This window comes from Actinoplanes sp. NPDC000266 (assembly GCF_042899005.1).
In the GTDB taxonomy this organism is placed as follows: domain Bacteria; phylum Actinomycetota; class Actinomycetes; order Mycobacteriales; family Micromonosporaceae; genus Actinoplanes.
In genome coordinates this window covers 237,382-252,162 of record NZ_JBIAZI010000006.1, presented here as the reverse complement: position 1 = coordinate 252,162, position 14,781 = coordinate 237,382, and the positions used below count along the sequence as shown (strand labels likewise).

At 66.3% G+C, this 14,781-nt stretch carries 14 protein-coding genes; 13 read left to right on the top strand and 1 reads right to left on the bottom strand.

What is annotated here, in order from left to right; all coding sequences use genetic code 11:
- Nucleotides 1-31 precede the first annotated feature (31 nt).
- The 9 genes from ACFY36_RS25400 to ACFY36_RS25360 all read left to right on the top strand — a co-directional run bounded on the left by ACFY36_RS25400 (nt 32) and on the right by ACFY36_RS25360 (nt 8,714).
- Nucleotides 32-1,009 carry a hypothetical protein gene (locus ACFY36_RS25400; RefSeq protein WP_499748424.1) on the top strand — a complete coding sequence of 326 codons (978 nt, stop codon included), beginning with the start codon at nt 32-34 and terminating at the stop codon, nt 1,007-1,009.
- Nucleotides 1,010-1,020: 11 nt separating this feature from the next.
- Nucleotides 1,021-2,574 carry an Ig-like domain-containing protein gene (locus ACFY36_RS25395; protein WP_499748423.1) on the top strand — a complete coding sequence of 518 codons (1,554 nt, stop codon included), beginning with the start codon at nt 1,021-1,023 and terminating at the stop codon, nt 2,572-2,574.
- A gap of 172 nt (nt 2,575-2,746) precedes the next feature.
- Complete coding sequence (locus ACFY36_RS25390; RefSeq protein ID WP_499748422.1) at nt 2,747-3,724, top strand: WxL protein peptidoglycan domain-containing protein; 978 nt, start codon at nt 2,747-2,749, stop codon at nt 3,722-3,724.
- A 169-nt stretch (nt 3,725-3,893) separates the two neighbouring features.
- Nucleotides 3,894-4,391: a hypothetical protein gene (locus tag ACFY36_RS25385; protein ID WP_499748421.1), complete on the top strand. Its 498-nt coding sequence runs from the start codon at nt 3,894-3,896 to the stop codon at nt 4,389-4,391.
- A gap of 15 nt (nt 4,392-4,406) precedes the next feature.
- Nucleotides 4,407-5,222: a hypothetical protein gene (locus tag ACFY36_RS25380; protein ID WP_499748420.1), complete on the top strand. Its 816-nt coding sequence runs from the start codon at nt 4,407-4,409 to the stop codon at nt 5,220-5,222.
- Nucleotides 5,216-6,463: a sortase gene (locus ACFY36_RS25375; RefSeq protein ID WP_499748419.1), complete on the top strand. Its 1,248-nt coding sequence runs from the start codon at nt 5,216-5,218 to the stop codon at nt 6,461-6,463. The genes ACFY36_RS25380 and ACFY36_RS25375 overlap by 7 nt, the downstream gene beginning before the upstream one ends.
- Nucleotides 6,464-6,472: 9 nt before the next feature.
- The gene (locus tag ACFY36_RS25370) at nt 6,473-7,285 is read left to right on the top strand and encodes a phosphate ABC transporter ATP-binding protein (RefSeq protein WP_498694166.1); all 813 of its coding nucleotides are present in this window, start codon (nt 6,473-6,475) and stop codon (nt 7,283-7,285) included.
- 18 nt (nt 7,286-7,303) lie between these two features.
- On the top strand, nt 7,304-7,930 hold the full coding sequence (locus ACFY36_RS25365) for a uridine kinase family protein (RefSeq protein WP_499748418.1): 627 nt from the start codon (nt 7,304-7,306) through the stop codon (nt 7,928-7,930).
- Between the two features lie 67 nt (nt 7,931-7,997).
- Nucleotides 7,998-8,714, top strand: a complete 717-nt coding sequence (locus ACFY36_RS25360) for an alpha/beta hydrolase (protein ID WP_499748417.1) — start codon at nt 7,998-8,000, stop codon at nt 8,712-8,714.
- Here ACFY36_RS25360 and ACFY36_RS25355 read toward each other — a convergent pair.
- Complete coding sequence (locus tag ACFY36_RS25355) at nt 8,704-9,837, bottom strand: Gfo/Idh/MocA family protein (RefSeq protein WP_499748416.1); 1,134 nt, start codon at nt 9,835-9,837, stop codon at nt 8,704-8,706. The genes ACFY36_RS25360 and ACFY36_RS25355 overlap by 11 nt on opposite strands.
- A gap of 550 nt (nt 9,838-10,387) precedes the next feature.
- Between ACFY36_RS25355 and ACFY36_RS25350 the strand changes: the two genes are divergently transcribed.
- The 4 genes from ACFY36_RS25350 (at nt 10,388) to ACFY36_RS25335 (ending at nt 14,777) form a co-directional block, all read left to right on the top strand.
- Complete coding sequence (locus ACFY36_RS25350) at nt 10,388-11,239, top strand: helix-turn-helix domain-containing protein (RefSeq protein WP_499748415.1); 852 nt, start codon at nt 10,388-10,390, stop codon at nt 11,237-11,239.
- A complete protein-coding gene (locus ACFY36_RS25345; RefSeq protein WP_499748414.1) occupies nt 11,236-11,424 on the top strand; it encodes a DUF397 domain-containing protein in 189 nt (62 codons plus the stop codon). The genes ACFY36_RS25350 and ACFY36_RS25345 overlap by 4 nt, the downstream gene beginning before the upstream one ends.
- A 595-nt stretch (nt 11,425-12,019) precedes the next feature.
- Nucleotides 12,020-13,597: a type I restriction-modification system subunit M gene (locus ACFY36_RS25340; protein WP_499748413.1), complete on the top strand. Its 1,578-nt coding sequence runs from the start codon at nt 12,020-12,022 to the stop codon at nt 13,595-13,597.
- A complete protein-coding gene (locus ACFY36_RS25335) occupies nt 13,590-14,777 on the top strand; it encodes a restriction endonuclease subunit S (RefSeq protein ID WP_499748412.1) in 1,188 nt (395 codons plus the stop codon). The genes ACFY36_RS25340 and ACFY36_RS25335 overlap by 8 nt, the downstream gene beginning before the upstream one ends.
- Nucleotides 14,778-14,781: the final 4 nt, after the last annotated feature.

The following is a 14,781-nucleotide window of genomic DNA, read 5'->3' as shown; positions in this document are numbered from 1 at the left end:
ACGCGCAATCGCAGAGAAAAGGATAGCCGCAGTGAACAAGAGGTTCCTGGCTGTCGTCGGCGTCGGGGTGGTGGGCGTGCTCGCCTTCACCGCCACGCCGGCGCAGGCCGACCCCACCGGCACGCCCACCTACCGGACCCTCGCCGGCGTCGGCTCCGACACCACCGAGGGCGTCCTGAACGGCCTGTCCGAGGTCGTCGTCGACGGCTCCGGCACCAAGCTGATCGCGTCCTACGACGCGTTCGGCTCGGCGAACATCCAGACCAAGGCCGCCAACTGCACCATCGCCCGGCCCGCCGGTTCCGGCGCGGGTGTCACCGCCCTCGTCGCGTCGCTCGACGCCGCGAACGGTTGCGTGGACTTCGCCCGCTCCTCCAGTAACAACGCGTCGTCGTACGCCGGAAAGAACTTGACCTATGTCCCCTTCGGCGTGGACGCGGTCACCTACGCCGTCCGCGGTGAGAGCCTGATCTCGCGCAAGCTCTCGAAGGCGCAGCTCACCACGATCTACAACTGCGGCGCGGGCGCCAACTACAAGCCCTTGCTTCCGCAGTACGGCTCGGGCACGCGCAGCTTCTTCCTCAAGTCGCTCGGCTTCACCGACGCGGCGAACTTCACCCAGCAGGCCAACCACACCTGCATCGGCGAGGTCGACTCGACCGGCAAGCCGCTGCAGGAGAACAACGGCACGCTGATGACCGACGCCAAGCAGATCGCGCCGTACTCGATCGCCCAGTTCCTGGCGCAGACCACCGCGGTCGTCCCCGACGTGCACGGCAAGGTCGTCCTGGGCCAGCTCGACGGCATCGCCCCGACCGTGCTGAACACGGCTTCGACGATGTCGCGCGACGTCTACAACGTCATCCCGAGCAACAAGATCGGCGACGCCTCGTACGCCAGCGTCTTCGTCGGCTCGACCTCCCAGGTCTGCGCCAACGTCAACACCATCAAGAAGTACGGCTTCGCCCCGCACTCGGCGTGTGGCGACACCTCCCTCAAGACGCCGTGAGAGGCCTCGTCATGAAGAAATTTGTCATCAGCGCCGCAGTGGCCTCGGTCGCGGTCCTCTCCTTCGGCGCCACCGCCGCCCAGGCCGCCGGCCCGGCCGGAACCTGGACCGCCGACCCGGCCACGGGCACCGACCTGCTCGCACCGAAGGTCAACACCTCGGCCGGCTGCCCCACCGACTCGGACGCCTACAACGCCATCCTGAGCGGCCCCGGCGCCTTCGCGTCCGGATACGCCATCACGCCGACCCAGGACCCGAGCTTCTCCACCACGCAGGGCTTCCCGGTGCAGCTGGGCCTCAGCTTCGCCGACGCCGCGACCGAGCTCGGCACCACGATCGTGGCCGGCGAGTACCCCCTCGTCGTCAACTGCGTGGACAGCTTCACGCTGGAGGTGAAGGCGACCTTCACCGGCACCTTCTACTTCACCAGCCCGACCGCGTACACGACCACCGACCCGAACGCGTCCGCGCCGTCGACGACCACCCTGGCCGTCTCGCCGTCGGGCCCGGTCGACGCCGGCTCGCCGGTGACCCTGACGGCCACGATCGACCCGGCCGGCGCCGCCGGCACGGTGCAATTCAAGGACGGCTCGTCCAACCTCGGCCCGGCGGTCGCGGTCTCGGGCGGCAAGGCGGTTTTGACGACGTCGGCGCTCACGGCGGGCTCGCACTCGATCACCGCGGTGTTCTCGTCCTCCACCGCCGGCGTTTCCGGTTCGGCGTCGGCCGCCTCCACTGTGGTCGTCAACGCCCCGCAGGCCGTCGCCACGGCGACCGCGCTGTCGGTCAGCCCGAGCGGCCCGGTCGAGCAGTACACGGCCGTCACCCTCGCGGCCACGGTCACCCCGTCCGCGGCCGCGGGCAAGGTGCAGTTCACCGACGGCGGCAACAACCTCGGCGCCCCGGTGACCGTCTCCGGCGGCACCGCCACCCTCACCACGAGCAGCCTCGGTGCGGGCGACCACGCGTTCACGGCCCGCTTCGTGCCGGCCAACTCGGGCGCCTACACCGGCTCGGAGTCCCCGGCGGTCAACCTGAACGTGAAGCCGTTCGCCGGCGCCAACGCCTCGCAGACCATCTCCACGACGGTCGAGAGCGGCGCCCTGACCATCAGCGTGGCCAGCAACGACGCGGTCGTCCTGCCGAACCCGGCCCTGACCTCGGACGCGTCCAAGCTGACCACGGGCGGCACGCTGAACCAGCTGACGGTGACGGACACCCGCGCCGGCAACCTCGGCTGGAACGTGGCCGGCCAGGTCTCCGACTTCAAGGACGGCTCCGGCCACGAGATCAACGCGGCCAACCTGGGCTGGACCCCGAAGGTCGTCGACAAGGCCGACGTCCAGACGGTCACGGCCGGCGCGAAGGTCGACCCGGCCAACGCGATCGCCCCCGGAGCTTCGGCCCCGTCGGGCAACGGCCTGGCCTCCAGCCGCACCCTGGCCACGGCCGCGGCCGGCGCCGGCGTAGGCACCGCCCACCTGAACGCCGACGTGGCCCTGCAGGCCCCGACGTCGACGGTCGCGGGCACCTACTCCGCCACCCTCACCATCACCGCCATCTGATCACCCGGTGCGGGGGTGGGCCCAGCCCGCTCCCGCACCACCCAGCTCCCCACAACGCGCCCGCCCTCCCAGGGGGACCCCCAACCTAGAGGGCCATCCTCCCGAAATTCGAAAGCCCGTGCGGGCCGGCTGTGGACAACCCACCACTGTGGAAAACCCTGGAGGCGTACTCATGCGTCGTGCTATAGCGGCGACGGCCCTGCTCGGCGTGCTGCTGTGCAGCGCCCCCGCAACCGCCGCGCCCGGTGACAATGCGGGCAGCTCGGGGCGCGCCACCTTCGGTGTCCGCCCCACCGGCAAGACCGGGCCCGACGATCGGCCCACTTTCGCTTATGCCGCAACTCCGGGCGGCGTTTTCAACGACCAGGTCGAGATCTCCAATCCCGGCCCACAGCCTTTGACCCTTCGTGTGTACGCCAGCGACGCCTTCACCTCGAGCAACGGCGCCTTTGACCTGCTGGCCGGCGGCAAGAAAGCCGACGACGCCGGTTCCTGGGTGAAGATGGCTAAGACCTCGGTGAAGGTCGCCGCCCGCAGCCACGTGGTCGTCCCGTTCAGCCTGCACGTCCCCACGACGGCGTCGCCCGGCGACCACGCAGCCGGCATCGTGGCCACGCTCGCCACGAGCGGCACCGACGCCCAGGGCAACAAGGTCGCGGTCGACAAGCGTGTAGGCGCCCGTATCTACCTGCGCGTCAGCGGTGCCCTCGAGCCGCGCCTGACCGTTGAGGGCCTGACGGCCAAGTACCACCCCAACCGCAACCCTTTCGGTACGGGCCACACCACGCTGACGTACAAGGTCCGCAACACCGGCAATGTCCGTCTGGGCGCGAAGCAGCAGGTGACCGTACGGACGATCTGGGGTTCCGAGCGCAAGGCGCCCGCCATCGCGCAGGCCGCCGAGATCCTGCCCGGCGACGCGGTGGACGTGGTGGCCGAGGTCAAGGGCGCGCTACCGGCGTTCTGGCTGACCGGCACCGTGCACGCCGACCCGCTGGCCCAGCCCGGCGACGAGAAGCTGCCGCTGACCGCCGTCTCCCGCGACCGTGGCTTCTGGGCGATGCCGTGGGTGCTGCTCGCGATCGTCTTCGGGTTGGCGGCTCTGGTCGGCGCCCATTACGGCGTACGACGTTGGCGACGCCGTGCTTAGCCTCGCGGCCGCCCTCCTCCTGTCCTCGACCGGCGGCCTCTCGTTCGACCCGCCCGCGAGCATCGACACTGCGGCCATCGTCGTGAGTACGTCAGCACCCTGCCCGAAAAGCGCGGATTCCTACTATGCGCAGGCACGCGGACACGGCTTCCCAGCCGAGGGCCTGACCGTGACCGCCCCGACGGCGGCCGGAATGTCGTACACGAGCGGCTTCGACGTCTACTTCGCACAGACGATGAAGGACTTCGCGGTCGACAACCACACCACGTTGATAGGCCGCTACGACGTGAGCGTTTTCTGCGTCGACTCGTTCGCCGGCACGAAGTTCGCCGAGTTCAAGGGCTCCCTGACCTTCACGTCCCCAACGAAGTATCGGGCGGCCGGGGCAGCTTCCGGTCCTACGCCCAGTTCAGCCTCCGGTTCCGGCGCCACGGCAGTTCCTGGCCCTGACTCCGCGCCCGGCGCTGCGGGGGCCTCTGGTTCAGGCGCCGCCGAGGTTTCCGTGCCGGCGGCATCGGAGCCTTCCGTTCCCGTGGGCGAGACCGCGGCCGCCGCGCCGCCCGGGAAGGACGGTCTGCCGGTCGGCTGGGTCGTCGGCGCTGTTGCCGCAGTTATGGCCGCGTTCGAGGTGGGGCGCCGTTTCGGCCGGCGCACCGCCACCCGTTAAACGAAGGAGCAAGACGTGTTGCGTTACACCACTGGCGTCGCGTTCGTCGTCGCCGGCGTCGCGGCCCTGGCGATGCAGGCCCCCGCCGCCGCGGCCGACCCGGCCGGGAGCCTCGCCTTCGATCCGGCCACGGGCACCGACCTCCTCGCGCCGAAGGTCCACACCTCGGCCGGCTGCCCCGAGACCACCGACGGCTACGCCGCGATCATGACCGGCCCGGGCGCCTTCGCGGATGGTTACGCCATCACGCCGACGCAGGACGTCAACTTCTCCACCACCGACGGCTTCGACGTCCAGCTGGGCCTGAGCTTCCGCGACGTGGCCACCGAGCTGGGCACGGTCATCTCCGCCGGCGACTACCAGATCACCGTCAACTGCGTGGACATGTTCAAACTCGAGCCCGAGGCCTCCTTCACGGCCACCGTCACCTTCACCGCCGCGCCGACGGCCGAGGACCCGGCCCTGATGACGTACACGACCGGCCCCGGCGGAACCACCGGCCCGACCACGCCTCCCACGACGCCACCGACCACCCCGCCGACCACTTCGCCGACCACCGAGCCGACGGACCCGGCCCCCACTGAGACCGAGTCCCCGTCCCCGACGGCCACGACTCCCGAGCCGGAAACCCCGGAGGCCACCACTCCAGCGGTCGTCGCCCCGGTCACCACCACGCCGACCACCAGCAAGTCCCCGGTCGCCTCAACCGCGACCCTGCCCATCACAGGCTCGGCCACTCCCGTCCTGGTGACCATCGGCGTCCTCTTCATCCTGCTGGGCGTGGTCATCGTCGCCAGCACCGGCAACTACGGACGTGAACCGCAGTGGTAGTCACCATCGGCACGCCGGCCCCGGCAATCGACGTCGCGACTGCTGTCGACACCGCGCCCGCTGTGGACGCCGCGCCGGCTGTGGACACGGCGCCTGTTGCCGATGCTGCGCCGCCTGTGGACACCGCGCCTCTTGCCGATGCCGCGCTCGCTGTCGACACCGCGCCCGCAGTGGACGAGCCTGTTCTGGATACCGCGCCTGTGCTCGACACCGTGACTGCCGCACCCGCGGTGGCCGCGCCGACGGAGGCTCCGCCCACTTCGGTGGAGACGCCAGCGATTCCCGTTGCCCCGCCGACGCCTGCGCCTCCGCTGGAGCCTCCGCGCTCGGCGCCGCCGGTCATGGCGCCGCCGCCGGGGCCGCGTCAGCAGCCGGTCACGCCACAACCCCGTACGCAGCGATCGGCTCTTCATCTCTTTGGCACGTCGCTGTCTCTGCTCGCCGTCGTGCTTCTCGGGCTCGCCGGGCAGATGACCGTGTTGGGCGAGCTCTCGCACGCCCGTGCGCAGAAGGTCGCCTACGCCAACTTCCGCGCCGCTCTGGCTCAGGCCACCGCCCCGGTCAGCCACGCCGTCGACGGCAAGCCCCTTCCGGTCGGCACCGCCATCGCCGTCATCACGATTCCCGCGATCGACGTGAACGAGGTCGTCTTCGAGGGGACCACTGGTGGCGTACTCAAAAGCGGTCCTGGCCATCGCCGTGACTCCGCCCTTCCCGGGCAGGCCGGCGTCAGCGTGCTCATGGGGCGCCGGGCGGCGTACGGCGGACCTTTTGCCCGTATTGGCGAATTGCAGGGTGGCGACAAGATCACCGTGACGACCGGGCAGGGCGAGATTTCGTACGAGGTCATCGGTGTTCGCCGTGCCGGCGAGCCGGCGCCGTCCGCCCTCGAGCAAGGCGCCGGCCGGTTGACTCTGACGACGGCGGACGGACAGGCGTACCTCCCGCAAGATGTCCTTCGCGTCGACGCCAAACAGACGTCTGACCTGCAGGAGACGTCGCCGATAGCGATCGGCTCGGGGCTGTTGCCCAAGCCGGAGCAAGTCATGGAGATCGACCCGATTGCCCTGGTGCCGCTCGTCCTGTGGGGGCAACTGCTGGTCGCCGCCGCGCTCAGCGTCACCTGGCTGCGCCGCCGCCTCGGCCGCTGGCACGGGTGGCTGATCGGTGTGCCCGTTCTGGGGCTTCTGGGCGTACTCGTGGCTGGTGAATGTGCCCGTCTCCTGCCGAATCTCCTCTAAGGAACTCTGATGACCGAGACCACCGCGTTTCTGCCCGCCGTCACCGATGCGATGGCGCTCGAGGCGGAGTCCGTGTCCGCCTGGTTCGGCGACCACAAGGTGCTCGACCGGGTCTCGCTGGCCATGCCCGCGCGCATGGTGACCGCCCTGATCGGCCCGTCCGGATGCGGCAAATCGACGTTCTTGCGCATCCTGAACCGCATGCACGAGCTCATCCCGAGCGCCTCCCTAGCAGGGGAAGTACGCCTCGGCGGCGACGACATCTACGACACCGGCGTCAAGGTCGTCGACGCCCGCAAGAAGATCGGCATGGTTTTTCAGAAGCCGAACCCGTTCCCCGCGATGTCGATCTACGACAACGTCGTGGCGGGTCTTCGCCTGACCGGCACGAGGGCCTCCCGCAGCGAGAAGGACGGCCTGGTCGAGGAGTGCCTGACCAAGGCCGGCCTGTGGCGCGAGGTTCATGACCGGCTTCGCCGGCCCGGCGGGGCTCTTTCCGGCGGTCAGCAGCAGCGTCTCTGCATTGCGAGATCGCTTGCGGTACGCCCACAGGTGCTCCTCATGGACGAGCCGTGCTCGGCCCTCGACCCGACGAGCACGCGCCGCATCGAGGAGACCATCCACGAGCTGGCCGACGAGGTCACCATCGTGATCGTCACCCACAACATGCAGCAGGCGGCCCGGGTGTCGCAGCAGTGCGCGTTCTTCCTGGCCGAGCAGGGCCAGCCGGGCCACATCGTCGAGTCGGGCCCCACCGACCGCATGTTCGGCGCCCCCGACGATCCCCGCACCGCCGACTACGTGAACGGCCGATTTGGCTGAGTTAGGTAGCCTCGGGGCATGTTTCCCGGGCCGGGCGAACCGGCGGCCGGCCCGTGGCTGGCCGAAAGCATGGAAACCGTCGTCGAAGCGCTTCTCGACGACGGTTTCTCACGTGGTGCCGGCCCCAGGGTCATCGCCGTCGACGGCCGGGGAGGTTCCGGCAAGACCACTTTCGCGTCGTCTTTGGCGGCCTTTGTTGAAGGTGCAGCGGTCGTTCACACGGACGACGTGGCCTGGTGGCATTCCCGCTTCGACTGGGCCGACGCGATGATCGACGGCATTCTGAAGCCGCTCCGCGCCGGCGAGGACGTCCATTTCACGCCTCCCGGCTGGGCCGCTCACGGACGTACAGGGGAAATCTTTGTCCCTGCCTCTGCCCCCGTCGTCATCGTCGAAGGAGTCGGCGCCTCGCGCCGCGAACTCGCCCGGTACATCGACGTCGCCGTGTGGGTACAGACCGATTTCGACGCGGCGCGTGCCCAGGGATTGAAGCGGGACCTCGTCGAGAAGGGCCTGTCGCAGGAAGACGCCGAGCGCGAATGGGACGAATGGATGGCCGAAGAAATCCCGTTCCTGTTGTCCGACCAGCCATGGCGCCGCGCCGACCTGATCGTCCCGGGCTTCGGCGAGTTCCAGGTGGCTTAGCCTCGAAGGCATGGTCCCGCACGTAGTGCTCCCGCCCGCGGACGGTCCACGTCCCGACGCGCCGGTCGTGGTCGCCTATCACTTGCTCGACGCGCCGCGGACGCCTCAGGCTTTCGCCGCCGCGCTGCCCCTCGATGGCCTCGACGCCTGGAAGATTTATCTGCGCCTGCCGCTTCCGGCGGACAACGAGGAAGAGCTCTGGCGACTGCTGGCGGAGGACGCCGTCCTGGAGGTATATCAGCACATCGCCGTGAACGCGCTCGCCGAGTTTCCGTCAGCGCTGGCCGCCATCCGCCGCGAAGCCGGCATCGCCTCAGACGTGCCGATAGGCCTGATGGGCGGCTCGGCGGGCGGTGCGGTGGCCCAATTGGTGATGGCTGAAAGCGGCTTCGCCGCGCACGCCGCCGTCCTGGTAAATCCCGTGGTGCGGCTGCGCGACACGATCGACGCCCTGGCCGCCATTCACGGCCAGAATTACACGTGGAGTCCCGCTTCCACGGCCGTCGCTTCCCGCCTCGACTTCGTCGCGCGCTCGGGTGACATATCGGACGCAGCCATCCGCTTCATCACGGGCGCGGACGACATGCCCGACGCCATCCTGAAGCCGGTGGGCGCTGCCGTGGACGCTCTTTCCGGCGCGACCGTCGACTGGAAGGTCGTGCCGGATATGGCCCACGCGCTGGCTCTCGAACCGGGAACGGACCCGGCGCCACAGACTCAGCACGCTGCGGCAGTCGACAAGCTGGCCGTCGAATGGTTCCGGCGTCACCTGGTCAGAGAGTGATCCAGCCTCGGGTGGCGGCTGAGCGCTCCATCGCATCGAGGGCTTCGGCGCTGCGGATGGCGTCGGCGAGCGTCGCCCCGTACGCCTTGCCGTCCGCGATCGACCGCAGAAAGCGAGCCGCCTCAATCACCTTGAGGTCGTCGTAGCCCATGGGGATGCCGGCGCCCGGTTGGAACGCTCCAAAGTCGCCGTCTTGCGGTCTCGCGAACTCGACCCTGACAAACTCGTCCTGGTAGGCATCGCCGAGGGCGGCTTGCAGCTCGCCCATGCGGCGGAAGTCCCAGATGAGCGCGCCACGCGTGCCGTGGATTTCGAAGCCGTAGGTGTTCTGCTCGCCGACGGCTACCCGACTGCAGTCGAGAATGACGCGAGCTCCCGACGCCATCCTTAGGAGGCTCCCGAAGTAGTCGTCGTTCTCTACTGGGCCGGGCTCGCCGCTGCCACGTTCGTGACCGGCGGTGGCACCCGTCGGTCGTGGTCTCTCCGGGATGAAGATGGCCGTGTCGGCGATGAGTTCGCTGATCTCTCCGAGCAGATAGCGGATGAGATCTACGCCGTGGGCGCCTAGATCGCCCAGCACTCCGTTGCCGCCTCGGGCCCGCTCGAATCGCCAGCTCAGCGCGCCGTCGGGGTGGGCCGCATAGTCACTGAGGAACCGGAACCGGGCGTGTGTGACGTCCCCGATTGCTCCGTCGGCGATCAGTTCCTTGGCCCGCTCAACGGCCGGTGCGTTGCGGTAGTTGAACCCCACAGCGACCTGCACATCCCCGACGATCGCCCTGGCGTCATCGGCGGTGAGCCCAACCGGCTTCTCAATCCAGATGTGCTTGCCGGCTTCCGCGAACGCGGCGCCGATCTCCCGGTGCAGGAAGTTAGGCGCGGTGATGCTGACCGCTTCGACCGCCGGGTCGTCGACGAGGTCACGCCAGCTTTCCGTGGAGCGCTCAAAGCCGTATCGCGCGGCGGCCGCTTCCGCCCGCCCCGGCACGTCATCCGCCACCGAGACAAGCCTGACGGCCGGCACGTCAGAGAAGTGATGAGGCACCCGCGCATACGCCTGGGTATGCACCCGCCCCATCCATCCAAAGCCAACAACAGCGACGCCGAGCGATCTCTCCGTCACGTTCGGCAGCATAGCCTGAATTGCTGCTACCTCACGGTCCACTGAGGTGAGTGCAGCCCGCCGTGGCCTGCGGCTTGCATGCAGTACGTGCTGTGCTCGAGCGCCTCGCCACAGAAGAGATGCGTGCTTGGATTCCTGCCGCCCTCCTCTACGACAAGGCTGGAGGTGGTGTCGATCTCAGGGAAGACGCCGTGCATCAGCCGTAGGAAGTGCCGGGAGAGCTGAGCTGCTCGATCCGGACTCTCGACATCCAACCTCAAGTGCAAGACGTAGCCCATCGGATCGCTTCTCGCTTCCTGCGGCCGAGCACGACGGTCGAGAGTCCTTAACCGGCGCTGGCCACCTCAGGCTGCCAGCGCCGCAGGCCCCGGGCTCATTCGGCGGCCGCCGCCGGGCTCCTAACCGACATCCTGCTCCGGCGATCGCCAGAATGCAATGTTGCATTCGCAAAAGTGCAGACGCGTAGCCCTGTGGAGGGGGCCTACGAGGGCCATGGAGACTGAGAAGATCGGAGAAGGGAACGCAGTTGCCTCGTCGCCAGGCCCCCACCGTGCGCTTGCGCCGGCTTGCCGCGGAGCTGCGCGCCCTTCGCGAACACGCCAAGCTGACGCCCAAAGTCGTGCAGGAGCGGACCGAAATCAACCCGGCGACGCTCTACCGAGTCGAGACCGCGAAGGTCCGACCGCAGCGCCGAACCGTCATCTCATTGCTGGACACGTACGGCGTGGAGAAAACCAGACGTGACGACCTGCTCGAGCTGCTGAAGCAGTCCGCCGAGCCGGGATGGCTGGCCGCCTTCGAGGATGGGCTGCCCGAGCTCTACATGCACTACGTCAGCTTCGAGGCCGACGCCCGTTCGCTGCGCAACTACGAGACCATCTTCGTCCCCGGCTTGCTTCAGACCCGCGAGTACGCCCAGGCGGCCATCACGCAGGCGGGCTTGCCCATAGCCTCAGACGACGACGTCGCCCGCAGAGTCGACGTGCGGCTACAGCGGCAAGCGTTGCTGCACAGAGACCCGCCCCTGCAACTGTGGGCCATCCTCGACGAGTCCGCCTTGCACCGCATGATCGGCGGCCGCGACGTGATGCTCGCTCAACTCCAGCACCTGCTGAAGGTCGGCGAAGCTCCCAACATCGTCATCCAGGTCATCCCGTTCGAGGCAGGCGCCCACGCCGGCATGCCAGGCAGCTTCGTCATCATGGACTTCCCCGACGCCCAGGACCCCGACCTCGTCTACTCAGACAGCATGGCTGGCGACCTGTTCCTGGAAGCCGAGGAAGACATCCGCCGCTTCTCCGCGATCTTCGACCTCCTGCGCGCTTCAGCCTTGAGCCCACAGGAGTCAGCGCGCATGATCACCAAGCGCGCCCACGCTCTGGAGAAGGGAAGCACCTCATGAGCACCTGGAAGAAGAGCACCCGCTCTTCCCAGTCCGGCCAATGCGTCGAGTGGTCCACCGACCACCAGCCAGACCTGGTCTGCGTCCGCGATTCCAAAGATCCAGATGGTCCGGTCCTGCGTTTCACGCGAGCCGAGTGGAACGCCTTCGTGGATGGTGTCCGTCAAGGTGAGTCAGACGTGTGAGCGGGGTGATAGGTGCAACACCTGCAGACTCTTAATCCGCGGGTTGTAGGTTTAAGCACTACGTGGCGCGCAAGTGATCGTGGCTCTGATCAGGGGTTTTACGTCTACTCAGAGCCTTTCTCGTGTCCCGCATGGACGGTTAAGTGCTTGATGTGTGCTCTAGAGTTGTTGGCACTGTCCAGCACCAGCATGAGACCCGGCAGTGACAACCCGGCAACAGAGATTGTCGTCGGCTGATCCTCGACTTTGGGCGAGTTTCCGACATGCGCGGTCGAACCTCCGGGCGACGCAGCACTCCATCCAGCGCTCGTACCGACGGGCGGGACAGAGGCGGGGCGGCGCCCCCCGAAGCGCCAACTCCGCTACACGTTGACCTCCTGAGCAACGCAAACGACGAGTGGATCGGGCACCCGAGCCTGTGTGGGTCGCGCGCCGACGCAGCGTTGCATGGCGCGAGAATTAAACTGCCGCGCATGTATGCACCCGCTAAGGCGCGCCCTGAGTGCATACGCCGGCACCTGCGGAACGGGGCGATTAGCAACAACGCCGCAGCCGCCGGGCCCCCGCCCCCTGACGAGCAAGGACATACTGACTGATGGCAGTGACCCAGCAGGAGATCGAGAGCCGGTTGTGGGACGCCGCCGACGAACTGCGCGTGGCGATTCCCGAGGCGCAATACTCTTCGGTGATGTTTCCTCTGATGTTCTGGAAGTATTTGTCCGATTCGTGGGACCACCAGCATCAGCAGTTCCTGGCCGAGAACGAGGACGTTCTGGATGGCCTCTCGGTCGAGGAAGCCCATGAGATCGAGTACCGCGACTACCAGTCGTTCGAGATCCCGGTCGTCTACCGCGGCACCGTGCAGGAGCGGCGCGCCTCCTGGTCGTCCATCCTCGCCACCATTACCCAGTCCGGCCTCGGCAAGCGAGTCCGAGCCGCGCTGCAGGCCATCGAGACTGCCAACCCCGACAAGTTCTCACGTCTGTTTGGTTCTATGACGTGGACAGCTGAAGAGGTCCTCCCCCGAGACGTGCTCGCGGCGGTCATGCAGGCGATGGACCGTGTACCAAAGATGCATGAGGGCAACATGTCCCACGATGTGCTCGGGGGAGCCTATGAGTACCTTTTAAAACGGTTCTCCGATGGGTCTGGAACCCGTGCCGGTCAGTTCTTCACCCCGCGAGAGGTCGTCGAACTGATCGTTGAAATCCTTGATCCCAATAATTTCGAGTCGGTATATGATCCGACATGCGGGTCAGGCGGCATGCTCATCGCCTCTGCGAACCTGTTGAAGGTTCGCCGGAAGCGTGGCTATACGCTTAAACTCTATGGACAGGAAGCCGTAGCGGACACGGCTGGTGTGGCTCGTATGAACCTGTTCATGCACAACCTCGCCCAGTTCCAGATCGAGGTCGGCGACACCCTCAAGGACCCACGCTTCAAGAAGGCCGACGGGTCCATCGAGCAGTTCGATGTGATCCTTGCCAACCCGCCCTACAGCCTAAAGTGGAAGCCATGGGCAAACGACCCACGCGCCATCGGTGCCGTCGCCCCCCAGGCATCGGCAGACTGGGCGTTTGTACAGCACATGATCGCATCGATGGACTCGCAGAAGGGGCGCGCTGGCGTTGTCTTACCCCATGGTGTCCTCTTCCGGGGCGCCCAGGAAGCAGCGATCCGCAAGCGTGTCCTGGGTGATGACCTTCTGGAAGCCGTAATCGGACTGCCCGCTAATCTCTTTTACTCGACAGAGACTCAGACGTGCATCCTCGTGTTTCGCGCTCAGGGAACCAAGGTTGAAGAACGTCGAGGCGGAGTACTTTTCGTTGATGCCTCTAAGCGGTTCACCAGAGCAAAGAATCGCAACGTCCTAACAAGTGGAGACATCTCCGACATAGTGACCGCGTACCGCTCGAAGTTTGACGCTAGCGGCGATCCGCTTGATTCCGACAGCCTCGGAGGGCTCATCGCACGGTTCGTCCCCCTATCGGAAATCGCAACGAACGAGTACGACCTAAATATTGCAAGATACATCAAACGAGCCGCCGCCGAGCATGAGGACCTCGGAATTCTCATCAACAACTACAATGTCGCTCGGGCGGAGCGCCAAAAGACCGAACAGCGCATGCTTGCAGTCCTGAGCGCAGCTGGAATCAGGGGCTTCGATGAGTGAATGGCGGCGCGTCTCGCTTTCCGAGATTGTTAAACGAGTCACAAACAAAAATACAAATGGGTCTATCGAGAAGGTGCTGACCGTTTCCGCAGAGCACGGATTGATTGCGCAAGAATCTTACTTCACCAAAAAAATAGCCAGCGCGGACACCTCCGGCTATTACGTTGTAGCGCCAGGGCAGTTTGTCTACAATAAGAGTACTTCTAAGTCGGCCGCCTACGGCACGGTTGCTCGTAACGTTGGTGGTGAATCGGGAATCGTCTCGCCGCTGTACTTTGTGTTCGAGACCAAAGAAGAAGCCGCGCTTCCCGAGTACCTGGAGCTTGCTCTAAACTCAGATCAGTTTTTCCGCTCTCTTGCTGGCATGCTGCGGGAGGGCGCACGTTCCCATGGCGCACTGAATGTTCGCCTGAACGAATTTTATAGCGCGACTCTTAGCCTGCCGCCCAAGCCGCTACAAGAGCGGATCGTTGAGGTGATCCGCTCGGTGGACGACCAGATTGCCGCGCTCGCAGCCGAGGCGAATGCGCTAGCGGACGTCATGGCTGCACTACGTAACGAAATCTTGATGCGAGGCGACGGCTGGGATGAAGCGACGGTGGGGGCCGTATCTGAGACGCGGACGGGGCGGGCATTCCCGAACAAGTATCAAGGAAATGCCAGTGGAGAAATACCGTACTTTAAGGTTGCCGACATGAACGCCCCGGATAACAGTCGGTACCTGACAACTCCGGGCAACTGGCTTGACATAGACGGTGTTTCAGCGGTCAAGCCTAAGGTCTGCCCTGCCGGAACCGTCGTTTTCCCGATTATTGGAGCGGCCCTCTTGACGGAGAAGCGCCGTATTCTTGCACGGCCGTCAGCGTTTGATCAGAATCTCATGGGTCTAGTGCCAAATGATCGCGTTCTTCCCGGGTACCTATTCGCGGTGATGTCTAACTTCCGACTCTCGGACTTGACCCAGCCGGGTGCGGTTCCGTCGGTGAACCAGAAGATTGTGTCGGGTATCCGGATTCCACTAGCCCCCATAGAAGTGCAGGAACAAATCGTTAAGACCTTGGACTCAGTTCGAAGTTCCGTAGACGCTAAATACGCAGAGGCTAGAAGCCTTCGGACCGCCCGTGCGGGGCTGTTGTCGGGTCTGCTGAGTCGTTCCATCGCGATTGAGTTTGGCGGGTAGGGTC